Raw genomic sequence first — 26,910 nt, 5'->3', positions numbered from 1 at the left:
TTTCTTAATGTAACTGTCTATACTAGAATTGGATAATTCTAGGGAATATATCCTGTCCAAACTTGTTTGGCAGGGTTAGGCAGTGGGTTTTTCTAATGAAAAAATTTCTGAGATACCTGGGTTTAGGTTTGCTATCTACCTTTTTGACTTCTACTCCCGGATTGGCAGCTGAACGCATTAGCTTTTTTTATCCTCCCTTCGGCGAATTCTCGTTGTCGGTGGACTCGCTAGAAACTTTTGCGAAAGTTGGGAAAATCGATCAAGATTTTTCATTTTATGCTAGCCGTGCTACTCCTCAACAACTCGCTCAACTGCGGGATCTGCTCCAGCAAAGGTTCAATATCACTCCTACTTTAGTATCTCAAGTCACTTACTCACCCATCGGCGAGGAAGTAGTGCAACAACTAGGAAAATTACTCCTCACTGAGTCTCGACAGAATGGCTTCTATGCCATACGCGCCTCTTTGATTTTGGCTGCTGCCGATCGCGAGGGTTTAACAGTGGTGAATTTGCTGCGGAAATTTCCTAGCAATACTGTGCGGGTGAATTTCACAGAGGGGTTAAGGATAGTTGATGACTTGTCACAATTGCTCAAGAAAAAGGATGAAGTTGTAGCTTCTCTTCAAAAAGAAGCGATCGCTCAAGCAGCCAATTCAACTGTTGACTTCTCAAAACAACCAGATTTGCGATCGCCAGGAAAATTCCGTTGGCTGAAAAAAAGCCTGGAGTTAAATGACATTTCTCGCTCACGCCGTCTACCGATAGATATCTATTTACCTACAACTCAAAACTCAGAACCCACAGATCAGAATTCTCCGTCTCCTCCCTTTCCCCTGATTGTCATTTCTCATGGTCTTGCTTCAGACCGCTCTACCTTTGTCTACCTGGCAGAACATCTAGCATCTTATGGTTTTGCTGTTGCTGTACTAGAACACCCTGGTAGTAATGCCAAACGTTTTCAGCAATACTTTGCGGGTTTAGCAAGTCCACCAGAACCAGAGGAATTTATCAATCGACCTTTGGATATAAAGTATCTCCTCGATGAACTCCAGCGTCTAGAAAAATCTGATCCCACTCTCCACGGAAAACTCAATTTTCAGCAAGTTGGGGCGATTGGTCAGTCTTTTGGTGGTTATACTGTTTTGACTCTAGCAGGAGCAACGATTAACTTTGAGCAACTGCGCCAAGAATGTAATCCCAATTATTCATCCTTTAATTTGTCGCTGTTGTTGCAGTGTGAAGCAACTAAGTTACCCCAAAAAAATTATGAACTCAAAGACGATCGCATCAAGGCAATCATGGCGATTAATCCCATTGACAGCTTAGTTTTGGGTGAGAGCGGAATCAGTCAAATTAAAATGCCTGTAATGCTGATAGCAGGTAGTCAAGATATTTTTGCCCCACCTGTATTTGAGCAAATTCGCCCCTTCACCTGGCTTTCTGATCCCAATAAGTACCTGGCTTTGATTGAAAACGCCACCCACTTTTCAGCGATCGCAGAACCTACTCCTGAAAATGATATCTTACCTGTGCCACCTGCCTTACTGGGCCCCGATCGTGATGCTGTTTATTCCTATCTCAATGCCCTCAGCGTCGCTTTTATGGAAACCCATCTCCTCAACCGCCCTGAATACCGTTCCTATTTGCAGCCATCTTATGCCACATTTATCAGCAAAGAGCCGCTTAATCTAAGTATTTTACAGTCTTTATCAGTAGCTCAATTTAATCAAATCTGGAGTGCGTCAATTCCCCAGTCAGGCAAACTATCAAATCCTCAACCTACCCCGCGTTAGTTATGAAAGGGAGCATCGTGAAAAGAGCAGGGGAGAAAATAGGATTACGTAAATATACGTGGGTGCGGTGGAAGGCAGAATATTAGAACTTACAGCAAGATCCCCACCTTCTGCCAGAAGTTGGGGATCTTATTATTCAGGAATGATTTAAATTAGCAACACGACAAGTCTCAAAGATTACTTTGACAAACTCAAAGGTAAAGCCAAATAAATTACTATTTACACTAAAGTTTTAGCAGATAAAACGCTGTTGTAATTTCCATTAAAAATGATGTATTAACCCTCTTATATTTTTTTAAAAAATACAACCTCAGAAGCCTTTGTTTTCAATAAATCAGTAAATATGCTGATGGAAATCTGCGCGTTAATCAGTAACTCTAACTATTGCAAGCATAAACTCAAATTCTATATGTCTTTTTTGTTCCTAACAGATGAATTAGATATAAGAATTGCCTAAAAAAAGCCTATTTGTCAGGAAAGTGAGATATTTCTACTGAGGGATTTATAAAAACTTATTTAATAAAATATTTTATATATATATGCTTGTCGTTAAGAAGAATTAAGAAATCCTTATTAAAGAATATTGCAATACCTTGATTTAATTGCTAACGTGTGTATGACAACGATGCTGATGAACGCTCTGATCTAGGAGAAATAAAATCTATGAGCTATAGCCATTCAGCCAAGTGTGTTAGGCTTTGACGGGTTAACAACGAGAAATTTCTGCCTCGTATAGACAATTATGAGGGATTGCAGATTAACCAAGAAATATCTCGTTACCAAAGGCTTAATTTCAGTTTGATTTCAATTGCAATAGATTATTTGTCTTACTTGATGCCGACAAGCAAATGAAGAAAGGGAAAGGGGGAAAGGTTAAAGGGTAAAGGGGAAAGGGATGAAATTTCCCCTTACCCTTTACCCCTTCCCCACAAATGCCAAGAAGTCTCTTGTGGGGAAAAGTTCTTTATGCTTTCCCCCTTACCCTTTCCCCTTTTCCCCTTTTTGGTAACTCTTGATTGTGTATATCGGCAATAACGAAGAGGTTGGTAAGACTTAGATTTTGGAGGATAAAACCAATGGAGATTCAAGGTAAAGTTGCTCTGATTACAGGGGCTTCGCGTGGGATTGGACGAGCGATCGCTCTTGAGCTAGCGCAAGTTGGCATCAAGCGACTGATATTAGTAGCACGGGATCGCCAAAAGTTAGTTGAGGTAGCTAACGAAATCGAGGCGATGGGAACCGAAACTGCGATCGTGCCATTAGATTTGACTCAGACTATTGAAGTAAATATCGCTGTTGCCCAACTGTGGCGCAATTTCGGACAGATTCACCTGCTGGTTAATTGTGCGGGTGTCGCATACCAAAGCTCGTTTTTGCAATCTAAGATGCCTCAAGTTCAAGAAGAAATTTCTGTGAACTTGTTAGGGATGTACAACCTCACGAGTCTGATTGCTCGACGTATGGTCAGCCAACGGCAAGGGACAATCGTCAATGTATCGAGTCTGATGGGGAAGGTGGCTGCACCGACGATGGCGACTTACTCAGCTACCAAGTTTGCCATCTTAGGATTCACCCAAGCCTTGCGCCAAGAACTAGCTGAACACAATATCCGAGTGATTGCATTACTGCCTACCCTCACAGACACAGACATGGTGCGCGACTTAAAATTATTTCGCTGGGTGATCCCCATGACTCCGCAGCAAGTAGCCAAAGCACTCGTCGCTGGTATGCAAAATGATTCACCAGAAATTCTAGTCGGGTGGCAGAGTCATTTAGCCGTATTGTGTCAACGCCTTGCCCCTTGGTTCTTAGAGCTAATTTTACGAATCGCAACTCCGCCAGCGCCAAGAAAACAACAGCCTGCTGAAAGACTCAACAAGCTGATCCCGAAACTGAATTTTTTGACGAGAATCCATCGTTTCGGTGATTTGTTCTTGTCAAGAACATGATTTCTCGCGTGTCTGCACATAAGTCCTAAATTTTTTAGTGCATCGCTTATCCTACTGGGGTCAATTGCCTTTAGCTGAAAGGTAAAAACGGAAATACCCGATCGTATAAAACAGATTGACTGCAATTAGCAGTCCTTTACCCCAGTAGGTTCGTGTGGAAGGAAATAGATAAATAGTTGCCCCTAGAACTAAGAGGATTTCTACCAAAGCTGCGATCGCGCCATAATGATTTGAGTCCCAATAAGAAACAGGGCTAATAAAACGATAATTACTGAAGGGAAAGAAATGTCGGTGAGCGTCGTTGTTATGGACTGGGAAATCTAAAAGAGAATGTAGCACCATACTGGCAAAGCCAACTTCAATCAACTGCCAACTACAGATATGGGCAATCAATATTCCAAGCAGCGCTAGTGGAATTGAATGAAACGTACTGACAATAGCTTGCCAAAAAGGTTGATAATAGACTTCTGACCAAATCTGGCGTGTCGGCAGATGGTAAACAAACTTCATTAAAAAGTAGAACACAAAGATGGGAATATCTGGTAAGACTGCGCCGATGATAATTGCCGGACTTGCCTGAGTTCGCAATTGTTGATTGAAAATCAGCAAGTTGAGAATAGCGTGACTTGGAGTATTCATTGTATATACGCTGAGTTAAGTATTATTAAATACAAACGCAAGTTTTCTAGATATAACTCATATTGGAGCAACCAGAAATGCTTTCCTTCCCTACTACTCTCAGCAGTTTGCCCGAAATCATTGATGGCTTGCCGAATATTTCTGGTTGGGAAACAGAGGTTCTCTCTGTAGTTAACCACGATCAACCAGTATTTTTACCAACAACAAATATCCGCTTAGAAGACGTAAATGCTGTGTTTGCGATCGCCTTACACATGCACCAGCCAACTATACCTGCTGGAAATGGCGGTACACTGATCAGCAATCTGCAATATATGTTTGAACATCCCAACGAGGGGGATAACCATAATGCAGATCCTTTTGCATATTGTTACAGCCGTATGGGAGACTTGATCCCCGAACTTGTAAGTCAAGGTTGCAATCCCCGTGTGATGTTGGATTACTCAGGTAATCTTTTGTGGGGATTGCGGCAAATGGGACGCGGTGATGTTCTCGATAACCTCAAACGGATCACTTGCGATCGCAACTATCAACCTTATGTAGAATGGCTGGGTACAATGTGGGGTCATGCAGTTATTCCTTCCACACCCATAGCAGATATTAAATTACATATCGTTGCATGGCAACATCACTTTGCAGCAATTTTTGGCTGGGAAGCACTAGCACGAGTCAAAGGCTTTTCGCCTCCAGAAATGCACCTCCCCAATCACCCTGATGCTCTCTTTGAATTTGTGAAAGCGCTGAAAGAGTGTGGATATCGCTGGCTACTCGTTCAAGAACATTCTGTAGAAACTCTTACTGGTCAATCTCTGACTCATAAACATTTACCACATCGTCTGATTGCCCGCAATTCTCAAGGCGAAACTATTAGCATCACAGCCTTAATTAAAACTCAAGGTTCGGATACTAAATTAGTTGCACAAATGCAGCCTTATTATGAAGCTAAAACTTTATCCAAACAACAAATTGGTAGTGTTTTTGTGCCACCAATAGTTAGCCAAATTGGAGATGGTGAGAACGGCGGTGTGATGATGAATGAATTTCCTAGTGCTTTTAAACAAGCTTGGCGGGATATGGTCAATAATGGGGGAGGAAAATCAGGTGTTGTTGGAATGTGTGGTACAGAATATTTAGAATTTATCGAAGCTGCTGGATGCAAACCTGAAGATTATCCAACTTGTCAGCCAGTGGGACAACATCAGATTTGGGAGAGAGTTTCACCAGATAATTGCCAACCCGAAGCTGTAGAAAATGCGATTCAAGAATTAAAGCAAATAAACTCTAATTTTCATCTAGATGGAGCCTCATGGACAAATCATATCAGTTGGGTGAAAGGATATGAGAATGTGTTGTCTCCTATGTATCAATTAAGTAGTTCATTCCATCAAAAATTTGATCAATTACAGCAACTTAATTCAACAGAACCTGTTACCAGACAATCTCACTATCGTAACCTTCTACTACACAACCTTTTGCTGCAAACCAGTTGTTTTCGTTATTGGGGACAAGGTGCTTGGACTGATCACGCACGGGAAATTTACCAACGTGGCGAAAACTTATTGCAGATGAATTGAAGAAGAACTTAGGAGTCTGAATCAAGACTTTTCTGCGAGACGTTACGTGCAGCGTCTCGTAGAGAAAGATGACAAGAATTCGTAGAGTGTGTGTAAGTCTTACTGAATTCTGACTCCTGAATTCTGAATTCTGTTTCGATAAAAAGTCAGGTGAATTGAGATTTAGTTCAAGTAAGTGGGAAATCTAAGTGTAGGTTGCTGGGTGCTGAGATCCAAATTGGATGAGCTACCTGGGGTTAAAACTTACAATGAGGTAGTTGTGTTTCGAGTTGTTGTTGGCCATAGCGACGATCCTGATTCTCAAAATGCGATCGCTGAAGTTATTCAAGAATGTAGCTGTTCTCTTGCCGATTCCCTTCCTCAAGCTGGAATTTTATTTACTGCTATAGACTTTGACCATGTGTTAATTTTACAGCGCATCCAAGACGCTTTCCCCGGAATTGAGTTGATTGGTGGAACTACAAATGGAGAAATCTCTTCAATTCTGGAGTTTCAGCAAGATTCTCTGACCTTAATGCTGTTTGCTAGCGATGAAGTGGAAATTTGTGCAGGTATTGGACGAGGAGCATCCAAAAATCCAGCCCTTGCAGCCCAAGAAGCGATCGCCCAAGCTAAGGCAAAGAGTGCATCAGTACCACAATTGTGCCTTACTTTCCCGGATAGTCTAACCAGCAATGGGGTTTTAATTTTAGAAGCTTTAAAACAAAGCCTCGGAGAGCATATTCCCATCATTGGGGGAATGACTGCCGATGACTATACCTTTGACAAAACCTACCAATTCTTCCAGGGTGAGGTATTGAGTGATTCAATTCCAGTGCTGCTATTCTCTGGAAAACTACTATTTTCTCACGGAGTTGCCTGTGGTTGGACTCCCATTAGTCAACGTAGCCGTGTAACTAAAGTGGATGGAAACGTAGTCTATGAAATTGATGGACAGCGTGCCTTAGATTTCTATCAGCATTATCTTGGTGAAGAAAGATTTGCATCCAATTATGCCATCTATGCTCTAGCAGTTTTTGAGGATCAAAATCATTTCTATTTACGCGCACCCAATGGCTACGATCAACAGTCTGGTAGCGTGAAGTTTTTTTTAGATATTCCTGAACAGGCCGTTGTACAAATCACTGATGCAACTCGTGACAATATTTTGTTAGCCTCTGAGACATCTTTGAAAAATGCTCTTGCCGATTATCCTGGTTTAGAACCAACAGCAGCGTTGCTGATTTCCTGTGCAGCCCGTCGGCGAATTCTGGGAACTCTGACCAGAGAGGAGTATCAGCTTGTCAAAACTCATTTACCATACGCATTGCCTTGTTGTGGTTTCTATGCTTATGGTGAAATTGCTCCTATAGCGAGTGGAGGCCAAACGCAAATTCATAACAAAACCTTTGTCACACTGTTAATAGGAACAAAATGAGTTGTGTATGGATAACCAAGACAATTCCATACAGATGCAAGAGTTAGAAAAGACAAACCGTATCTTGCGGAAAAAGCTGGAACGCTGCGAATCTGAACGCCGCCAGCTAGAAACTGACATTTGCACAAAGGAATTTTTACTCAAGAAAGTCATTTGTGAGTTAGAAGATTCGCGCACAGATTTGCAGCACAGAGGCCAAGAGTTAGAAAATACGTTAGATAGTTTGCATCAAATGCAAGCTCAAATGATTCAAAGCGAAAAGATGTCTGCCCTGGGTCAAATGGTGGCAGGGATTGCTCATGAAATCAACAATCCCGTTAGCTTTATTTACGGAAATCTCAGCTACATTAGCCAATATATTCATGACTTACTGCGACTTGTCCAGCTTTATCACCGTTATTTCCCCAACCCACCTACTGAAATTCAAACCGAACGCAAAACCATCGATTTAGAGTTTCTAGAAAAAGACGCGATTATGGTATTGCATTCAATGAATATCGGGACAGAGCGGATTCGAGAGATTGTGCTGTCACTACGTAACTTCTCACGCTTAGATGAAAGTGAGTTCAAAGCCGTAGATGTTCATGAAGGCATCGACAATACTTTGATGATTTTGCAACACCGCCTTAAAGCCACTGACAAAAGCCCAGTCATTCAGATCATCAAAGACTACGGTAATTTATCTCATGTAGAATGCTGCGCCGGACAGATCAACCAGGTATTTATGAACATTCTAGTAAATGCGCTCGATGCTCTCGAAGAATTCAATGCTAAACGAACTTATCGAGAAATCCGCGATAATCCCAGTGCCATTACGATTCGTACCTCTGTCGTTGATTCGCAATGGGTAAAAATTGCGATCGCTGACAATGGATCTGGGATTCCCGAATCGATTCAAAAAAAGATTTTCAACCCCTTCTTTACAACAAAACCTGTCGGTAAGGGCACAGGAATGGGAATGGCTATCAGCTATCAAATTATCACCGAAAAACATGGCGGCAAGTTAGAATTTTTTTCTACACTTGGAAAAGGAACGGAGTTTGTAGTTCAAATTCCTATCCAGCAACAAGTTTAGTCATTTGTCATTGGTGATTGGTGATTGGTAATAATGACTTCGGTTTCTCTACGGCTTTTTATGAAAATGATAGTGAGGCATTAGCGAGTTTACGAGCATTGCAAATGCGGGAATGTGGATCAAATAAGGGGGGTTTTCGTAACCGTAGGATGAGTTAAAATTCATGATTTTGAATCAATCAAAGTAAAGGTAATAAAATTTCAAATTTTGTACCTATACCAATCTGTGAATGGAAATTTAATTTACCACCATGCCTCACAGTTATGATTCGATAACTTACTGCTAAACTAGTATTTTTACTATTCTTTGTTTCCAGAGAAAAAGACTCCATAATTTGCTGTTGCAATTCTTGAGACATTCCAGGGCCATTGTCAGCAATGCGAATTAATACCCAACGAGAATCTGGTGCATTTGGATTGCTTGCTTCTTGCGAAATTACTTGCGTAGTAATCTCAATTCGAGGTTTTTGAACAGTATTTTTATCTTCTAAATGCAACTGTTGCCTAACTGCTTCATTGAGTAAAATATCTACAACTTCACTGAAAATGTTCATCAAAACCTGGTTTAGCTGCCCTATAAAGCAATAAACTGGGGGTAGCTGACCGTAGTATTTAACTATTTCAATTTCCCCTTGAAGACGGCTATTAATTAATAAAATAATAGTATCTATACTAGCGTGTAAATCTACTGGCTTTGGATAAAGTTCATCGATATGGCAAAAGTTTTGTAAACTAGTAACAAGCTTTTTTAATCTTTCCGCACCAGTACGGATACTCGCAAGCGATCGCGACAAATCTTGTTCTAAAAAATCAAATTCAATATCTTCTTTAATTTGATTAATTGCCTGGGAAACTGATGGTAACTCTTGATCGTAAGCAGCTATTAGCTTGAGTAAATCTTGACTGTAGGTGGAAACATAAGTTATATTCCCCCAAATAAAACCCACTGGGTCTAAAATTTCGTGCGCTACGCCGTCTACCAAACGTCCCAGATTTGCCATTTTATCATTTTGAATCATTTGAGCTTGGCTGCGTTCATAGCGCACTAGATTGTCGATTCCTCGAATTTGCCAAGAAATAATATTCAATTCTTGGACATCTAACAATCTATAAGCCCCAGATTCTGTGTGTACTACAATTGGTTCTGCTAATAATTCTGGCGATCGCTTTAAGCTAAGTTGCATCGCTGTTAAAATCGATGTTGTATCAGCAAGCAGCAACATCGGTATCCGCGCATAGCTGTAGAGAACGGCTAATGGTTGCTGAACCAACAACTCTTGTCCATAAGGACGGATCAAAAATTCCAGCAGCCGCCGCCGCGAAATCATCCCAATGAACTTTCCCTGTTCTACCAAAACTACTCCTGGTAGCAGGGGATATTTTTCTAAAAAATTAGCCACTTCCATCCCAGTGTGATTGATTTCCACCGGGAAGTTGTACATTGGTAGTTCTTGGAGGGTTGAATCTAAACCCAGATCGCGATCGCTACCAAGAGACAAAAATGGCAGTGAGATTTGGCAACTAAATTCTTCTGACACTAGACACCCTGATTTTTACAAAGATTGGGTAAACAATAAGTTAATATTTTACATTCTGCCACCCTCGAAATCAGGTTTTGGTTTAGGTATCTAATAAGACTAGTGGTATATCAGGGTGAAGATTGTTCTCAGGTGACTAGTAGTTCGCCAAGTGAACTTGGCGGGGTAAAGGGTAAAGGGGAAGGGGGAAAGGTTTCAAATCCCTTACCCCTTACCCCTTACCCTTTCCCCAGGCATCACGCAGCATTTTTGGGTTGGCAGACTACTAGAAGTAATTGGCGTGCGATTTATTAATGAAAGCAATTTAGAGAAAAACTGCCTCCTGCCTCCTTCAAAATCTTGGTGGTGAATATTTAGAGAGCGATGTCTACGACGGGCTACGCCTACGCAAGCTAAACTAAAAATAATCTTTACGAAGAGTGCAAAGGTAGCGTTATGACCTCTGTAAGCAATCCACCCAACGCCCTCACTCCTTTCCCCTTCCCGGATCATACTCAACTTCCTGAGTCCGATGGTACGTTTGTGAAAAATTGGCAAGAGCATCCCCAAAGCATCCTACTAACTGACTCTATTACACCTATCCTTAAACAATTAAATCCTGAAGGTGAATACTGTATAGGGCAAGACTTAGGCATTTACTGGCGTTTAACCGATCCCCCGGAAAAAGGCGCAGAAGCACCAGATTGGTTTTATGTACCGAATGTACCATTTTTGCTCAATGGGCAAACGCGACGTTCTTATGTGTTGTGGCGAGAGTTTATTGCCCCGTTGATTGTTTTAGAATTTGTCTCTGGGGACGGTAGTGAAGAACGGGATCAAACTCCTTTGAAGGGTAAATTTTGGATTTATGAGCAAGTCATTCGTCCTCCCTTCTACGGCATTTATGAAGCGAGTAAAGCCAACCTAGAAGTTTATCATCTGATTGAAGGACAGTATCAGATTTTACCAGCAAATGAACGAGGACATTATCCCATTGTTGCTTTGGGTGTTGAATTGGGTTTATGGCTAGGAGTTTATCAGAATGTGGAATTACCCTGGCTGCGTTGGTGGGATTTACAAGGTAATTTGTTGTTGAATGGCGATGAAAGAGCCGAACAAGAATCCCAAAGGGCAGAACAAGAATCCCAAAGAGCGGAACAGGAACGCCAAAGAGCCGATCGCCTAGCTGCCCAATTGCGATCGCTCGGCATTGAACCAGAAGCCTGATATTTTACTAAGAATTACGAATTAAAAAGGGCTGGTGTAAAAGAGTCATCTGTGGCTTAATTTGTTTAGACACAAATTTTACTGCTACCAGGGTAATCACGATGACAAATAAACCTCCTTCCGAACCGGAGTCATCCCAAAGAACTGCCCTTGGCTTTGATGAATTTATAGCCATTCTGGTTGCCTTCACCACTATCGGAGCGATTCTTTTTTGGTCATTGTCCCGCAGAGATTCTAGCTGGAACTTCAACGGGCTGCTGTCGGCTTCTTCCACTCCTTCGCCTAGTGTTCAACCAAATCAAGTATTGCCCTCCCTTAATCCCAAGGTAGAACCAAATTTAGTCCCTAAGACAGTTTTGCCCTATTCTCCACCGGAGGCTGTTGTTGAACCCAAGACACCTTCATTGCCAACTAACAGCGCCCCTTCCCGTGCAGTGTTACCATCTGCTCAGGTAATTCCGACTCAACCCCCACAACTACAGACACCTGTACCCTCTTCAGCAGTACTTGAGTCATCACTTAAATCATCAGCGCTACCTTTAGTAACTCCAGCAAAACAAAAATCTATTATTCCGCCGCCAATTGCATTTAACGATGTGCCCACTAACTTTTGGGGTCGGCGTTTTATAGATGTTCTTTCTTCTCGTAGTATTCTCAAAGGATTTCCTGATTATTCTTTTAGACCAAATCAGCCTGTAAACCGCGCTGAATTTGCTGCGATTGTACAAAAAGCCTTTGACCAAGAACCGTCTAAGACTGCGATCGCATTTGAAGATGTACCAACAAAATTCTGGGCAACTCCAGCAATTGACCAAGCCATCAATGCCGGATTTCTCAAAGGTTATCCGAAAAAAACCTTCAAACCACAACAAAATATTTCACGAGTGCAAGTTTTGGTTGCCCTTGTTAGCGGGTTGAATTTGAAAGCGCCCACTTCGCCAAATCAGATTTTAACTGTCTATAAAGATGCTAAAGATATTCCACCTTATGCTATTAGCAAAATAGCTGCTGCTACAACCAATGGTCTGGTAGTTAACTATCCAAACCCACAAATTCTTGCTCCCAACAAAGTAGCTAGTCGGGCTGAAGTGGCGGCGATGATTCATCAAGCTTTAGTAAAACGGGGCAAATTGGAGGCAATTTCATCTCCAAGTATAGTGCGATTGCCCAGTGCATCTCCAGAAACTTCGCGCACTCCCAAGGTTAAATTGTCGACAGGAGGCTCGTCTCAACGATAATTCGTAATTCGTAATTAAACTAAGAGTCACAGTCAGCTACCTCTAGGGATAGTAGCGTTATGGGTCAGGTCTAAATTCTCATCTATAACGTAATCACGAATTGCGAATTGTTAATAAACTTGGCAGGGAATTTTAAGAGAAGTCTGAACGCCGACTTCCGGCATTCAGACTTCGGTGATTTGGAATTAGAGCGTATTCTTATACAGGGGTACGTCTCATAGAGAAGCGATAATTAGATATCAAGCTTCTGGAATTTGTTTACCAACCACTTGTGATTTCAGAGTGGTGATTTCACTAGTTAACTCTTTCCTAGTTGAGGCTTTGAGTAAATAGCGGTAAACAAACCAGGCAGAGTAACCAATCCCTATCAACTCAAAAGTAGGTGCTACTAAAGGGATATCATTCAAAGCATCTAATATTGCCAAGAGTACTTTAACACCAACAATTGATCCCACAATTAAACCAACTGTTACTAGGGGTTGCTTATATTCATTAAAGAAGCCTCCCACATATTCTGGCAATGTTGCTAAAAATGTAGAAACTTGCTCCCCGTATTTTAGCCACTCATCTTGAGACTGTGCGGGAGGCTGGAGTTTTGTGATGGTTCCCGTTTGGGTGTTGATCTCTGCCACTGTAGTCTCTTTGGATGCGGTTTCAGTAAATTCTTGTTCTGGCATTTTCACTCCCATTAATTTGACAGTTGAGTTTTTCTAATCTGGATAATTGCAACCAAAAGGCTGTTGGTTAGGTAATGCACAAGTGCATCAGTACAATTGGTTAAAGGGCACAAAAGGGTTTTAGTGTCCTTTAACTATAATTGCCCCGTAATATCTACTGCATCAACTACAAGGTAGACAGTCAGTAGGAGGATAGAATTCAGAAGGGAGTAGGATGTATTATAATCGTCCTTCTGAGTTCTTTTCTAAATCAACTGGAATCCTCTGGTTGTGATTATCCCATTCCGTGTCATTTGTTCATAATCGTACTAAATCTAAGTACAAATCAGGCAAAATCAGCCCACCTCTCATTTATATAAGCCTAAAAGCCGATTTTAGCCAATATTAAAGCTATCTTAAGCCGGGTTCGTCAATTAACGCATTCGTATTGATATTAATACGTAATAAAAGTTTTTGTGTATTCACATCGACTAGACTTTCAACCTATTTTATGATAGGCGTGCTGGTAATTGGGGATGAGGCAGAAATAACCTAATGCCCCATGCCCCATAATCAAACCTTTTGTTTTTTTCCTGATTGTATTAATTTTATAAGGAAGCAGTAAGGTAGACTAATGGCTTACCTGATGGCAAGAACTAATTGCTATCAGCTGTATATTGAGGAAAGTATTGTGGTAAGGAGAAGACGGTCTCAGACAGGTCTTTAGTTTGGGAAATTATTTGTTACTGTTGAAAAAAGTGAATTCGGTTCACTGTCAGTAAGTGTACTTAGCAACATTGCTATCAAAATAACTCATAGGATATGAGGTTATGCGAATTATCTACTAAGCAATGATTTGCTGTTGCTATAAAAGAAGATAATGTAAATGTTAATAACCAATTAAACTGTTTGTACAAGCTAAACTGATTTGGTAATTTTTGCGGGAAGGCAAGGAGGTTTGAGAAATGCCAACTCAAAAGCCAACCCTTATCGATAGCAGTTCAGAAATCAAAAAAGTGTCAGCCGAAGAGCCATCGACAGACGAACTACCGACCATAGAATTTCCCTCACGAGGGAAACTCAAAGCCAGTTCTTGGCGCATCCATCAAAAAATTGGCTATGGGTACTTTGTAGCTATCGGAATTGGTTTTTTTGGAGCGCTAACTGGGTTAGTGATTGCCAACTACTACCGGGGTAGGGAAGTAAGGCAATTCAATCAAGCTTATGAACAAGGACAACTACTGAGTAATTATAGAGATGCAGTAGTAGGGGCGCAATTACATAGCTCTAATCTAGTTGCTGTATTAGAAAATTCACAGCAACTACAAACCAAAAAAGCTGATTTTTTGAAGAATGTTGAAAAAGCCCAGCAATTAGAGTCAAAAATTTCTGGATTTATTGACAGTAAACCTAAAAGACTAGCGGCAACAAGTTCGACTTTACAGACGCTATTGCTAGATTACAAGAATAATTTAAAAGCTTACGTTGAGCAAATCGAGGTCGTCTTACAGAAAATTGACTCCCAACCAGCGCAGCCTCAGCAAATATCTGCTGCCCGATCGCAGTTATTGACAATTATGCGTGGTGAAACAGCCATGCGCCTAGATCAGCTTTCTGAAAGCTTGGCTAATATCCTACAAACTGCTGAGAATCAAGAGCAAGAAAGGCAAAAAGCCGTTGAGCAGGCAAAAGTAGTTGAGCGATTTATCGTAATTATCAGTATGCTCGTTTCGGTGGCGATCGCAGCCATTGTAGCTTGGCGTACCAGTCGAGCGATCGCTGAACCAGTTATCACCGTCACCCAAGTAGCTGAACAAGTGGCGCGGAAACATAATTTTGATTTGCGAGCGCCCGTCACCACTGAAGATGAAATTGGCTTACTTGCCAAATCTCTAAATCGCCTGATTGAGCGAGTATCTGAGCGAACCAAAGAACTACAACAAGCTAAAGAACTAGCCGAAGCTGCTAGCAAGGCAAAAAGCGTATTTTTAGCCAATGTCAGCCACGAATTACGCACACCATTAAATGCTGTCATTGGCTTGAGCCAACTTCTAGAAGACGACGCTACCGATCTTGGTTTATCAGCAGACTTTATCACCGACTTAGAAACAATTAACGCTGCTGGTAAACATCTACTGCACTTGATTAACGAAATCCTCGACTTGTCAAAAATTGAAGCGGGGAAAATGACTCTCTATCCAGAAACATTTGAGATTGCGACGCTAATTAATAACGTCGTCCTCACAGTCAAACCAGCTATAGAAAAAAATGCCAATGTTTTAGAAGTGCATTTTGATGAGCAACTTGGAACTATGTACGCCGATCAAACTAGGATGCGGCAGGTGTTGTTAAATTTACTAAGCAACGCCAGTAAGTTCACTACAAATGGCAAGGTGACGCTGACAGTCAATAGAGAAAAGGAGGAATTACGGCTGGATGCTCCTTTAGGCATGATTACTTTTACCGTTACCGACACAGGTATAGGTATGTCTAACCGTCAACAGCAGCAGTTATTTCAACCTTTTACCCAAGGAGATACTTCGACTACGAAAAAGTATGGAGGTACAGGACTGGGCTTGGCAATTAGCCGCCACTTTTGTCAGATGATGGGTGGTGAGATTATTGTCAAAAGCCAGCCGGGACTTGGTTCTACTTTTACTATTCGTCTGCCAATGACTGTACAGGATTGAAGGGATTGGGAATTGGGAATTGGGGTAAAACAGTTTTGTTAGCGCTAGCGGAGCGTTTAGCCCGTTCTGAGTAAAGAAGTGAGATTTCTCACTCAGAACTAAAATGTAAAATTAAGTAATAATACTTACCTTACCTGTATCCAAGTCGTAGCGACCGCCCACGATTTTCAATTTACCTGACTGCACCTGCTCACTTAAAAGCTTTGATTTTTGCAACCGTTCAATTTGATATTGCACATTTGCTACCACAGCATTTTCAACCGCGTCACCTGGCTGATCTTTGACCTTTTTCAGGGCTGGCTTAATTGCCTTCACAAAAGTACTAATATCACCGGGTAACGATTCATTTTGGACAGCTGCGGTTACAGCCCCACAACGTTCATGGCCCATCACCATCAGCAGTGGAGAACCTAATAAAACAACGGCATATTCAATACTGCCGATCGCTTCATGTGTGGCAATATTGCCGGCAATCCGAACATCAAAGATGTCTCCAATACCCTGATCGAAAACAATTTCTGCCGGTACTCGTGAATCAGCACAACTAAGAATAGTTGCAAATGGATGTTGAGCTTGAGCAACTTCGTGCAACCGCAGCTCAGATTGATCGGGGTATTGGGGGTGATGTTTAATAAATCGCTGATTTCCCTCTATCAGCTTTTGTAATGCTTCATCAGGACTGAGGGATTCAGGGGAATTTGGGGGGATTTCGGCAGCTTTAGCCTGTTTAACCTGCCAGAGTAAATCGCTGGCAGTTAGCATCATTCCAAAGGCTCCGGTCATTCCCAACTTCAAAAAGTCACGACGTTCCATGAAATGCTTCATTGAATTTATAACTCTCTTAAATCGATGCGATACATCTGACAGAGCGAATTTCCATCACATCGGAAACGTAGCAAGTACCTCCGAACTTATTGAGGAGTGGTCTGAGATTTTCAACAACACGCTTGAGTTCTTCTGGCATACAAAATGCGAGGATGTAAACATTATCAAGCATGGTCATGTCTAAATCTTCTGTCGTTCCTCGTAATCCTTTACCAACTACATTGCGGATTACGGCATGGCTATGTACACCCGACTTGTCTAAACTCTCTAAAATTTTGGCAAGCTCAAAGGAGTTGGCGATAATTTCTATCTTTTTAACTACGTGCATATTATTACCTCCAAAATAGGTTAATTCCGTAGAGATATAGCGGAATTCCCACAATAATATTGAACGGAAATGTGACTGCTAAAGCGGTAGAAACATACAGGCTGGGATTTGCTTCGGGAACAGTCATCCGCATCGCCGCCGGGACAGCAATGTAAGAAGCACTGGCACACAATACAGCGAATAACAGCGAATTTCCCGGAGGCATACCGATGAATTTGGCAATCACTAACCCAACGCCTGCATTGAGTATAGGAATTAGTATGGCAAATAAAATCAGGAAAACTCCGGTTTTTTGCAAGTCTTTAATTCTTCTGGCAGCAACCAGTCCCATATCCAGTAAAAAGAAGGTGAGAATGCCATAAAACAACCCTTGAGCAAAGGGTTCTAATACGTGCCAACCACGTTCTCCTGTCAACACACCGATTAAAAGGCTACCAACTAGTAGAAAAACTGAACTATTAAGAAATGCTTCTTGCAAAACTTCCGACCAAGCAAACTCTCGCTTTTCATCGGCGGTGAATATACTCACCAAGATCAGACCAACAATGATCGCCGGAGATTCCATCAGGGCCAGAGCTGCTACCATGTAACCATCATACTGAATACCAAGCTCACTAAGAAAAGCGCCAGCAGTGATGAAAGTGACAGCACTGATAGAACCGTAGGTTGCAGCGATCGCAGCAGCATCGTAAGTATCCAGTTTCCACTTTAATATAAAAAAGGTGTAAATTGGAACAACACAAGCCATCATCATTGCTGCTGCGAGTGTTAGAATCACTTCTTGATTAAGTCCGCTTTTGATTAGTTCTACCCCTCCTTTAAAACCAATGGCAAACAGCAGATACAACGAAAGGAGTTTAGGCACTGGTGGGGGAATTTCTAGATCAGACTTGACAAAAACCGCAGTCATGCCTAAAAAGAAAAACAGGATTGGCGGATTCAAAATGTTGGATACAATTAAGCTCAGATCCATATCCACCTATCCTTGTATTGGTTAAACCTGAAATTAAAGAAATTTTTCATCTTTAAAAACTCAACGGTTGAATCGTGATGTATTGTGTATGGCTACCCCGTATCAATTGGGTACTCAAGGAGTGAATTGTCTTATTCGTGACAATACTTATTGATTAGGTGTTAAACAGCGCTGAGAACAGAAAAAGTGAGAGCTTGCCCAACATTTTTTGATGTTGGATTCCCCGTCGCTGATCTTACGACAGAAAGTGTAGGGAGAACTCGCAATCAACGTATTTAGCGTAGAAAAAATTAACGTATTGTAGGGGCAATTTATGAATTGCTCTTACACAAATCTTGCTTAAATCCCAGTATTTTTGATTTACAACAGTTTTGCAAATCCTGCTTGCTCAAAAGTCAAGGTTATGATTCTCGCTTTGGCATTCCATAGAGATAATGGTCATGCTGGTGTGCCAAATCACTAATATCTGTATAAACTGCACAATTTTTAATCAACTGCCTCAACTTATCCCAATCTGAATCTTCTGGCGTTGCTGGCTCAGGTGTGCGGTTTTCTTCGACAAAGACAATTATAACTGACTGCCCCTCAGACCCTTCAATTGGTTCGTTAGGATGAACCACACCGTTTTGGAATGTGCCTTTGACTGAGAGCATGGCTTTCTCTTGCTTCTACATAAATCATGATACAGTACCATTCTGGTTAAGAAGATTGCCGCACAATCTTTATTGACCAAGTTTCGTTAGGATATTGTAACCTGGGCAATAGCGACTCTCTATTGATGTGACACCAGGCAATCGCTTTTTCACATCCATGACAACAACCATCGACTTTCTCAGTCACCTTAACCCTAGCCAACGTCAAGCTGTCGAACACTACTGCGGCCCGTTGCTAGTTGTTGCTGGCGCAGGTTCCGGTAAAACACGAGCGCTGACTTATCGCATTGCAAATCTGATTCTGAAACACAAAGTTGATCCAGAACATATCCTGGCGGTTACTTTTACCAACAAAGCGGCGCGGGAAATGAAAGAACGGATTCAACGGCTGTTTGCGGAACAACTGGCTATGAAACAACATGGTCAGCGATTGGATTTGTTGACAGAATACCAACAAACGCAATTGCGATCGCAAGTTTACAAAAGCACTATCAAAGACTTATGGTGTGGCACTTTCCACAGTCTATTTTCTCGGATTCTCCGTTTTGATATTGAAAAATACGTAGACGAAAAAGGACGCAAGTGGAATCGTAATTTCTCTATCTTTGATGAATCAGATGTGATGACTCTGATCAAAGAAATCGTTAATAAAGAGCTAAATTTAGACGATAAGAAGTTTGATGCCCGCTCTGTCCGCTACGCTATTAGTAACGCTAAAAACCAAGGTTTATCACCCCAAGAATTTGAGCAAGATCAACCAAATTATCGCGGACGGGTAATTGCCCAAGTTTACAATTTATATCAAGATAAGTTAGCACAAAACAACGCTCTTGACTTTGACGATCTTATTCTTGTACCTACTAGATTATTTCAACAAAACGAGCAGGTATTGGGTTACTGGCATCGCAAGTTTCGCCATATCCTTGTAGATGAATATCAGGATACTAACCGCACTCAGTATCAACTTATTAATTTATTAGTTACTAATGGCGAAACCAAAAAGAGCGAATGGCAATGGGAAAATCGCTCAGTTTTTGTTGTCGGCGATGCAGACCAATCAATCTACAGCTTTCGGATGGCAGATTTCACCATCTTGCTAGGATTTCAGGAAGACTTTGGCGATGGTTTGGTAGATGATGACACCCGAACGATGGTTAAGCTGGAAGAAAACTATCGTTCTTGTGAAAACATTCTGCAAGCAGCTAATGAACTGATTGAAAATAACACCCAACGGATTGATAAAGTTCTGAAAGCGACGCGGGGGACGGGTGAACAGATTACTTGTCACAAAGCTGATGAAGAACTTGCAGAAGCGGCATTTGTAATTAATCAAATTAGCACTTTAGAACAGCAAAATCCAGAGTTAAACTGGGGTAGTTTTGCCATACTTTATCGGACGAATGCCCAATCTCGTCCCTTTGAAGAATTGTTGGTGAAATATCAAATTCCTTACACAGTTGTGGGAGGAATGAGGTTTTACGATCGCAAAGAAATTAAAGATGTCGTCGCTTATTTAAGAGCGATAAATAACCCAGCTGATACAGTCAGTTTATTGCGAGTGATTAATACTCCCCGGCGGGGAATCGGCAAAACCACTATTGACGCTTTGATAAACGCATCTCAGCAATTAGGGACGACTTTGTGGGAAATACTCAGCGATGAAACATCAGTTAATACATTAGCTGGACGGGCAACAAAAGCTGTAAATAACTTTGCCGCAATGATCAGCCGTTGGCAAGGACAAGTCGCCACGCTTCCGGTAACTGAGGTTTTGCAAGGAATATTAGAAGATTCTGGTTACGTTCAAGACTTGATGAATCAAGGCACAGATGAAGCCACAGATCGGGTACAAAACGTTCAAGAACTTTATAACGCTGCACTGCAATTTCAAGAAGAAAACGAAGAAATTTCCCTGCGAGATTTTCTAAGTAGTGCCGCCCTCAGTTCCGATTTGGATAACTTAAAAGAAGGTCAGACAGCCGTTTCTTTGATGACTTTGCACGCTTCCAAAGGTTTGGAATTTCCCGTAGTATTTTTGGTGGGATTAGAACAGGGGCTATTTCCCGGCTACCGTTCCCTAAGTGACCCCGCATCTTTGGAAGAGGAACGCCGCTTGTGTTATGTAGGAATTACTCGCGCTCAAGAAAGGTTGTATTTATCACACGCGCGGGAACGCCGTTTGTATGGTTCTCGTGAACCTGCGATGCGATCGCAATTCCTCGACGAATTACCAGAAGAATTATTATCTACCAAACGCGCAAGTCGTCAAAGCTATACCAAAAGTGCCTCTACTTCTAGTGAAAAACAAGACGCAACCCAGAATTGGCAAGTTGGAGATAGAGTATTACACAAAACCTTTGGTCTTGGTGAAATCACCCATGTCTTCGGAACAGGTAATAAAATGTCTGTAGCAATTAAATTTGCCAGCTTAGGACAAAAAATTGTTGACCCAAGAGTAGCACAATTGCAAAAAATTTGAAAACAAAGCCACAGATTCCCAACTTTTCAAAGAAGTTGGGGATCTTGTTTTTCATATTTCAATTTCTTCAAAGTGTTCAACAGTGGGAAATGGCTCATAAAAATGATGCAGAAGTTTTTTCCACTCTTGATACTCAGTAGAACTTCTAAATCCTACAGTATGAGATTCTAAAGTTTCCCATTTTACAAGTAATAAATATTTTCCTTCGACTTCTATACATCTATGCAATTCATGTGATAAATATCCGTCCATTGAGGAAATAATTTTAGAAGCTTTTTTGAAAGCAGCTTCAAAATCGGATTTTAGACCAGGTTTAACAGGAAGCATCACTGCCTCAAGAATCATATAGTTTTACAGTGAGTATTAAGCTAATGTTATTTAGTATAATGTGATGTCTACAACGGGCTACGCCATTAAGACTAATTTTTTAGTAAATAGATAATCGCAGCGTAAAACTCTTCGTAATATCCTTGAGAATCAGTTTCACTGAAGCCTAGAATTAAGTCTTGTCTCTCTTCCTCTGTAATCGTATTAATAATTTCCAATATTGGCTCAACAGATTTTGCACGTAAATTTTTCAGCTTGTCAATATTGAGTGCGAGTTTATCAATTGTTGTTTCAGCAGCTAATTGCTTTTCTGAATGATTTGTCGCCAAAATCTGGCCATCATCAGTGTACCTAAAGAACTCAGCACAGTTGACATCTAGAGGTGAAATCATCAGATTGTCATCGTACCATTTATCTTTTATTTTCCCACAATGGAGAGGTTCTTTGCGTACTGTATCTTTTTGGCATGATGCCAGTATATTTGTGTATTCTAGCGCTAATTGAGGATAAGTTGTTCTTGGCTTTAAATGTTCAAAATGGCTATCATCAGTATTAATCCGTCTTCCACAGTAACAGCAAATAAAACCTTGCTCTTGCAACAAGGAATTATGTACATCGGTTTTTTGTGGTTTGCTGAAGTCGCCCCAAGTTGGCTGCCAATCCTCATTTGCTAAATTTTTCCAATTAGTAAAACTTTCTGGCTCCTCACTTTTTTTGATATATTTCACCGTTTCAAAATCTCTTTGCGTCGAATAGATACACTTGCTTTTACTAATTCTGGTTCATCTTGTCCAATAATATCAGCAATTTCCTGAGATAATTGCCTAGCACCATCAAGATTACCCTCATCAATGAGTCTAAACAACTCATGTAAACGATCTTTAATTTCTTGTGGACGTGCTGGAACACCCATGAGGTCTTCTAGTATTCGATTGCTATCTCTCCCAAAGGAACTTTCTGGCCTTTTAGCAACAACACCTTCGTCTGTTTTTTCTAGAATATAAATTCCTTCCGGCTTGACTTGGCTAATTACTTGAGGAGAATGGGTGGTGACAATAAATTGACAATTGGGGAATGTTCTTGTCAAAGCAGGAATAATTTCTCGTTGCCATTTAGGATGTAGATGTAGTTCAATTTCATCAATTAAAACAACGCCACTGCCTTGGAGTGGATCTGGTAAACTAGGGTTTGCGATCGCTAATCGTCTTGCTAAATCTCCCACCATTGCCAGCAAGCATTTCTCCCCATCAGATAGCTGATTAACTATGAGTTCTTTACCTTGTTTTTGCACAGTCATTCTCATTAGCGGTGAACGACGCACGCGTAAATTAGAAAAACTCGGTATTAATGAAGAAATGGCTTGCCTGACTGATTCTAATTGCCTATCTCGATAACTAGAATTACCTTCCAGGCGTAACTCATTCTCTAAATCTTCTTGCTTTTTAAACCATTCAAAGAAGATTCTAAACTCACTTCCTACTCCTGTAAGTGCATTTTCATATACATCTATTTGTTCAAATGAATGTTTTGTGCGAATCTTCAAAGGAATATCCAACACTGCACGATTGGTGGAATAATAAACTAAGATAGGAATATTTAATTGATTAGATATATATAAATCTTTTTTGATATTTTCAGCAACCTTTGTTATGGCTGACAGGTTAGTGTTAGTATCTTTGCTTAATCCTTTATGTACCTTGGTTAGAGACCATATTGCTTCTTCAGAATTCAATGAAACAGTGATTTCGTTATGTGTTTCCTTTTGCCCATTAGTGATGTCTTCCTCCCTAAAGACTCTTCCCGAAGATGTTGAGTGTTGAATCGAGCTAGTAAAACGCGATAGAAGAATAGCAAGGCAATCAATAATACTCGATTTACCTACGCCGTTGATACCAATAAATACTGTTGGCTCTGCTTCATCGAACTCAAGCGTCAAATCGCCGATTCCACGGAAGGATTGCATTTTCAGGCGCTTGACTTTCATAGTTTTAATAACGCTGAATGTAATTTACTTGGTGGGTAATGCCCAGCCTACAACTAATCAAAAGCAGATTTGACATAATCAACTGCAAGAGGTGTAATTTTTTCGACAAGATTGTTAATCACCACTTGTTCATATTCAGTCCAAATTCTGGGATGATCAAAAATGCATGGTTGTAAAATTCCCCAGAGTTGACCATCCTGGCGGATATGGGCATGAATCAAGGCGCGATGTCCAAAATTTTCCTGTTCAAATTCCCGATTTAAAATCTGAGAATCAGCAGTTTCCACATCTTCTATAAAAATTGAAGGTTCGGCACGTAGTGCAGCCGCAAACATCGGATCTTCATCTGCTAAAGATGGTGGTTGTGCTGCCCATTCTTCATTATAGACGGTAGGTACATCTGGAGTGCGAATCCAACAAAAGGCAACTCTACTAAGATTATTCTGTGGATTGTGCAGGCATAGAAAACATCTATCAGCCTGTAAAAAATCGCCTACAGCTGCCAATAGTGCAGAAAATAAAGCATCTGGTTCTTGAGATGATTCTACGATATTTTTGATTGCAGCAGGAAAGTCTTGCTGAGTCATATAATTAGGCTGATTTTAATTGAATAATACCTTTATCAAATACGCGATTATTAGTAGCGATCGCACTTATTTCTATTCTATCTTTATACACTTCATAAGAGGCAAAACTTAAATCACTAGTAGAATACCCTGTCCACTCAGAACGCCCTACAGGACGATTACCAGCACCTGCACCACAAATTAAATAAGTTGTCCCATCAATAGCACGTGTGCGTTCATAATTGTGTTCGTGACCATTGATATAAAGTTGAACGCCGTATTTTTTAAATAGCGGAGTAAAAGTTTTAATAAAATCTGGATTACTCCCATACTGACCTGATGAATAAATTGGATGATGACCAAATACCACTTTCCAAGGAGCATTACTAATACTTAATTCTTTTTCTAACCAAGGTAACTGGTTTTTCCAATCAGCATTACTGTTAGTATCTAAAGCAAAAAATTGCACAGTTCCCCGGCGAAATGTATAGTAACGTCCCTTCATATTAAAGCCAGCATACTTGACTTGTGGATCGCCATTGGCGGTACGAATATCGTGATTACCTAAACAAGCGTGGAATCTCACGCCTTGTTTCAGCAAAGGTTGATAAGGACGCTCAAAAACTGCACTAATTTTTTCAATTTCGCCGTTATTGTAAATATTGTCTCCAGCTAAAACAACTAAATCATAAGGATTTTGTTTGTGATAGGCATTCATTGCCCCAGCCACAGCATACTGTCCTCTAGCCCCAGTCCCCGTATCAGCCACAGATACAAAACGTAATAACAAGTCTTTTTTGACTGGGTTGGCGGCTATAGCTGTAGTTGAATCGGTAATATCAGCACTTTGATGATTTTGATTAGTTAACATCCAGGCTAAAAATCCCGTACTAATGGCGCTGAAGCTACTTAAAAATAAAAATTGACGGCGTTTTAAGTTCATAATTCACCAAATTTGATAAATAGTCAGTTTAGCGGAAACAATGAGCAATGAAGTGATACATTAAGGCAAAAGAAGGCAGCACCAGTAATAATGTACGTTGTTTGTCTTTGATTCGCTGCTTTTGGTGAAAGTTCCATGTCACAAGACAATCAGTCAAAACCGACGGATGAACAGGTAAATCAACCTCCCCAAAAACCTTACCAGAGAGTTCAGCCATTTTGGAAGGCTAAAATTATCCAAGTTCTCCGAGGGACGATTGGGGTTTTAGAAACAACGGTGGATAAACTGGAGACAGCACCCCCACCGGGTACTGAGGAAACACCAGGCTTTTTACAACAGCTTCAGTTGCGATGGGGTGGACTGTTAAGGACAATCCGCTTGTTTTTGCCATCAAATTTGTCAACAAAGTTATCAGATACAGCTTTGACGGGAATTGTTGCTGGAATTGCTGTAATTCTTGTTTGGACAACTACGACTGTCTTTACTGGTAAACCTACTGAAATAGCAATAATTCCACCTGTTGAAGAGGTTCCTGCACCGACACCAACGATAACTACCCCACCGGAGTCAGTTGTACCAGAACCACAGCCGCCACAGCCACCAGAGGAAATTACGCCGCCAGAACCGGAACCTGAAACAATTCCCACCCCAACGCCAACACCGACACCAGCTATAGAATTAACACCAGAACAAGCTTTGATTGCGGCTATTGAAAATCAGGTAGCCGAAATTAGCGATCGCATTGCCTCTGGTCTGATAAAGTCAATTCAAGCTAATTTCCGCACGAGTAACTTGACTGTCAAAATTAGTGATGATTGGTACACTCTCAAAGAATCTCAGCAGGACAAACTAGCTGCGGAGATATTACAACGTTCTCAAGAACTTGATTTTACCCATCTAGAAATTATTGACTCCCAAGATAAGCTGATAGCGCGTAACCCAGTTGTCGGTACTGAAATGGTGATTTTTAAACGGCAAACAACAAGCTAAAATAATTCGTAATTCGTAATTTTGACGTTTAGCTTCAACTATTTATGTTAGATAACCTTTCGCTATTGCTCAAAGCTTGTAAAAATTTAAATATCAGCTATGAAATTATTCATCCGACTGAAAACTTAGTAAAAGTAAAACTGAATAATAAACAACATTTTTTTTGTAATTATAGTACTCCAATAATAAATCAAGCAGTAGCACAAATCATTAAAGACAAAGAATATACTTACCATATTTTAAAGAACAAAGTTAAACTTCCTCGGACAGTAGGTTTTCTTTCCCCTTTTTGTGACCTGCAATATAAGATTTACTTAAAATTTCCAAGTTTTGAAGATATTATATTAGAAATAAAAAAAACCTTTGAAACGCCTGTAATTGTTAAACGTAATTCTGGCTCAAGTGGACATAACGTTTTTTTATGTCAGAATACAGATGAAGTTGAAACTGCTTTAAAAGAGATTTTTAATATTAATAATAAAAAGTATGACTACGTTGCGATCGCTCAGGAATTTATTCACATAAAATCTGAGTATAGAGCCGTTTTTTTAAATAAAGAGTTAGTTCTACTCTATGAAAAAGATATAACTAATGCAAAATTTGCAGGCAACCTCAGCCCTCTTCACTGGGATGGGGCGAAAGCCAAGTCTATCAATGATCCACAAATATTGTCAGAGATTGCTAATTTTGCTAAACCAATTTTTGAAGAATTAGATATTGATTATGGTGGTTTAGATATAGTGTTAGATCGAGATAACCAATATTGGTTAATTGAAATCAATTCTCACCCAAATTATGCTATTTTCACTAGAGACAATGGAGAAGAGCCTGTGTTGAGGATTTTTGAAAAAATGCTCATTAGCCTAGCCTCAAAATAAAAAAATTCAATCCTCCAGTTAGTTAATTCATAACTCTACATTCATCGCAGATTTATAAGCTTCAACTCTTAACTTCTAACTTCTAACCCTTTCAATGTGTATAACAATTTTGGACAAAAAATTCCTCTTTAAGCTCTTTACTCTGTGTTCTCTGCGCCTCTGTGGTTATAAAAGTTACTTTTAAACGGCA

The 26,910-nt window shown here is 40.5% G+C and carries 23 protein-coding genes; 11 read left to right on the top strand and 12 right to left on the bottom strand.

The annotated features are described in order from the left end of the window. Positions 1 to 95 precede the first annotated feature (95 nt). Positions 96 to 1,793 carry an alpha/beta hydrolase gene (locus GJB62_RS01310; RefSeq protein ID WP_114080088.1) on the top strand — a complete coding sequence of 566 codons (1,698 nt, stop codon included), beginning with the start codon at positions 96 to 98 and terminating at the stop codon, positions 1,791 to 1,793. 1,076 nt (positions 1,794 to 2,869) lie between these two features. Continuing rightward, positions 2,870 to 3,742, top strand: a complete 873-nt coding sequence (locus GJB62_RS01305) for an SDR family NAD(P)-dependent oxidoreductase (RefSeq protein WP_114080089.1) — start codon at positions 2,870 to 2,872, stop codon at positions 3,740 to 3,742. A 60-nt stretch (positions 3,743 to 3,802) separates the two neighbouring features. Here GJB62_RS01305 and GJB62_RS01300 read toward each other — a convergent pair whose 3' ends face one another. Next, complete coding sequence (locus GJB62_RS01300; RefSeq protein WP_114080090.1) at positions 3,803 to 4,381, bottom strand: hypothetical protein; 579 nt, start codon at positions 4,379 to 4,381, stop codon at positions 3,803 to 3,805. A gap of 77 nt (positions 4,382 to 4,458) precedes the next feature. Between GJB62_RS01300 and GJB62_RS01295 the strand changes: the two genes are divergently transcribed. The 3 genes from GJB62_RS01295 (at position 4,459) to GJB62_RS01285 (ending at position 8,447) form a co-directional block, all read left to right on the top strand. Continuing rightward, positions 4,459 to 5,955 carry a glycosyl hydrolase family 57 gene (locus GJB62_RS01295; RefSeq protein WP_114080091.1) on the top strand — a complete coding sequence of 499 codons (1,497 nt, stop codon included), beginning with the start codon at positions 4,459 to 4,461 and terminating at the stop codon, positions 5,953 to 5,955. Positions 5,956 to 6,214: 259 nt separating this feature from the next. After that, a complete protein-coding gene (locus GJB62_RS01290; RefSeq protein ID WP_114080349.1) occupies positions 6,215 to 7,372 on the top strand; it encodes an FIST N-terminal domain-containing protein in 1,158 nt (385 codons plus the stop codon). Positions 7,373 to 7,379: 7 nt separating this feature from the next. Continuing rightward, positions 7,380 to 8,447 (top strand): ATP-binding protein, encoded by a 1,068-nt coding sequence (locus GJB62_RS01285; protein WP_114080092.1) that lies wholly within the window; start codon positions 7,380 to 7,382, stop codon positions 8,445 to 8,447. Positions 8,448 to 8,625: 178 nt separating this feature from the next. Here the strand turns inward: GJB62_RS01285 and GJB62_RS01280 are convergent, their stop codons facing one another. Next, positions 8,626 to 9,984, bottom strand: coding sequence for an ATP-binding protein (locus GJB62_RS01280; protein ID WP_114080093.1), 1,359 nt, complete (start codon positions 9,982 to 9,984; stop codon positions 8,626 to 8,628). Positions 9,985 to 10,419: 435 nt separating this feature from the next. Here GJB62_RS01280 and GJB62_RS01275 point away from each other — a divergent pair, with 435 nt between their 5' ends. After that, the gene (locus tag GJB62_RS01275; protein ID WP_114080094.1) at positions 10,420 to 11,190 is read left to right on the top strand and encodes a Uma2 family endonuclease; all 771 of its coding nucleotides are present in this window, start codon (positions 10,420 to 10,422) and stop codon (positions 11,188 to 11,190) included. A gap of 101 nt (positions 11,191 to 11,291) precedes the next feature. Further along, the gene (locus tag GJB62_RS01270; RefSeq protein WP_114080095.1) at positions 11,292 to 12,428 is read left to right on the top strand and encodes an S-layer homology domain-containing protein; all 1,137 of its coding nucleotides are present in this window, start codon (positions 11,292 to 11,294) and stop codon (positions 12,426 to 12,428) included. Between the two features lie 239 nt (positions 12,429 to 12,667). Here GJB62_RS01270 and GJB62_RS01265 read toward each other — a convergent pair whose 3' ends face one another. After that, positions 12,668 to 13,105 (bottom strand): CAAD domain-containing protein, encoded by a 438-nt coding sequence (locus GJB62_RS01265; protein WP_114080350.1) that lies wholly within the window; start codon positions 13,103 to 13,105, stop codon positions 12,668 to 12,670. A 944-nt stretch (positions 13,106 to 14,049) separates the two neighbouring features. On the opposite strand from GJB62_RS01265, the gene GJB62_RS01260 reads away from it, so the two are divergent. Further along, complete coding sequence (locus GJB62_RS01260) at positions 14,050 to 15,774, top strand: ATP-binding protein (protein WP_114080096.1); 1,725 nt, start codon at positions 14,050 to 14,052, stop codon at positions 15,772 to 15,774. Between the two features lie 111 nt (positions 15,775 to 15,885). On the opposite strand, the gene GJB62_RS01255 is transcribed toward GJB62_RS01260, so the two are convergent. The 4 genes from GJB62_RS01255 to GJB62_RS01240 form a co-directional block, all read right to left on the bottom strand. Then, entirely contained in the window at positions 15,886 to 16,587 is a 702-nt protein-coding gene (locus GJB62_RS01255) for a carbonic anhydrase (protein ID WP_114080097.1), read from the bottom strand. A 28-nt stretch (positions 16,588 to 16,615) separates the two neighbouring features. Further along, positions 16,616 to 16,927 carry a P-II family nitrogen regulator gene (locus GJB62_RS01250; RefSeq protein WP_114080098.1) on the bottom strand — a complete coding sequence of 104 codons (312 nt, stop codon included), beginning with the start codon at positions 16,925 to 16,927 and terminating at the stop codon, positions 16,616 to 16,618. A gap of 4 nt (positions 16,928 to 16,931) precedes the next feature. Next, a complete protein-coding gene (locus tag GJB62_RS01245; RefSeq protein ID WP_114080099.1) occupies positions 16,932 to 17,900 on the bottom strand; it encodes a sodium-dependent bicarbonate transport family permease in 969 nt (322 codons plus the stop codon). Positions 17,901 to 18,301: 401 nt separating this feature from the next. Beyond that, positions 18,302 to 18,553: a hypothetical protein gene (locus GJB62_RS01240; protein ID WP_114080100.1), complete on the bottom strand. Its 252-nt coding sequence runs from the start codon at positions 18,551 to 18,553 to the stop codon at positions 18,302 to 18,304. Positions 18,554 to 18,710: 157 nt separating this feature from the next. Between GJB62_RS01240 and pcrA the strand changes: the two genes are divergently transcribed. Continuing rightward, positions 18,711 to 21,032 carry a DNA helicase PcrA gene (gene pcrA / locus GJB62_RS01235; RefSeq protein ID WP_114080101.1) on the top strand — a complete coding sequence of 774 codons (2,322 nt, stop codon included), beginning with the start codon at positions 18,711 to 18,713 and terminating at the stop codon, positions 21,030 to 21,032. A gap of 51 nt (positions 21,033 to 21,083) precedes the next feature. Here pcrA and GJB62_RS01230 read toward each other — a convergent pair whose 3' ends face one another. The 5 genes from GJB62_RS01230 to GJB62_RS01210 all read right to left on the bottom strand — a co-directional run bounded on the left by GJB62_RS01230 (position 21,084) and on the right by GJB62_RS01210 (position 24,852). Continuing rightward, positions 21,084 to 21,377 (bottom strand): antibiotic biosynthesis monooxygenase, encoded by a 294-nt coding sequence (locus GJB62_RS01230; RefSeq protein WP_114080102.1) that lies wholly within the window; start codon positions 21,375 to 21,377, stop codon positions 21,084 to 21,086. Positions 21,378 to 21,451: 74 nt separating this feature from the next. After that, on the bottom strand, positions 21,452 to 22,087 hold the full coding sequence (locus GJB62_RS01225; RefSeq protein ID WP_114080103.1) for a retron system putative HNH endonuclease: 636 nt from the start codon (positions 22,085 to 22,087) through the stop codon (positions 21,452 to 21,454). Next, on the bottom strand, positions 22,084 to 23,343 hold the full coding sequence (locus GJB62_RS01220; protein WP_114080104.1) for an AAA family ATPase: 1,260 nt from the start codon (positions 23,341 to 23,343) through the stop codon (positions 22,084 to 22,086). Before GJB62_RS01220 ends, GJB62_RS01225 begins: the two co-directional genes overlap by 4 nt. Positions 23,344 to 23,396: 53 nt before the next feature. Further along, positions 23,397 to 23,930, bottom strand: a complete 534-nt coding sequence (locus tag GJB62_RS01215) for a GAF domain-containing protein (protein WP_114080105.1) — start codon at positions 23,928 to 23,930, stop codon at positions 23,397 to 23,399. A 4-nt stretch (positions 23,931 to 23,934) separates the two neighbouring features. Then, positions 23,935 to 24,852, bottom strand: coding sequence for a metallophosphoesterase (locus GJB62_RS01210; RefSeq protein ID WP_114080106.1), 918 nt, complete (start codon positions 24,850 to 24,852; stop codon positions 23,935 to 23,937). A gap of 135 nt (positions 24,853 to 24,987) precedes the next feature. Between GJB62_RS01210 and GJB62_RS01205 the strand changes: the two genes are divergently transcribed. Next, the gene (locus GJB62_RS01205; RefSeq protein ID WP_114080107.1) at positions 24,988 to 25,842 is read left to right on the top strand and encodes a hypothetical protein; all 855 of its coding nucleotides are present in this window, start codon (positions 24,988 to 24,990) and stop codon (positions 25,840 to 25,842) included. A 44-nt stretch (positions 25,843 to 25,886) separates the two neighbouring features. After that, complete coding sequence (locus tag GJB62_RS01200) at positions 25,887 to 26,720, top strand: YheC/YheD family protein (protein WP_114080108.1); 834 nt, start codon at positions 25,887 to 25,889, stop codon at positions 26,718 to 26,720. Positions 26,721 to 26,910: the final 190 nt, after the last annotated feature.

Source organism: Nostoc sp. ATCC 53789 (assembly GCF_009873495.1).
Classification (GTDB): domain Bacteria; phylum Cyanobacteriota; class Cyanobacteriia; order Cyanobacteriales; family Nostocaceae; genus Nostoc; species Nostoc muscorum_A.
This window is presented reverse-complemented; position numbering and strand designations above follow the sequence as displayed.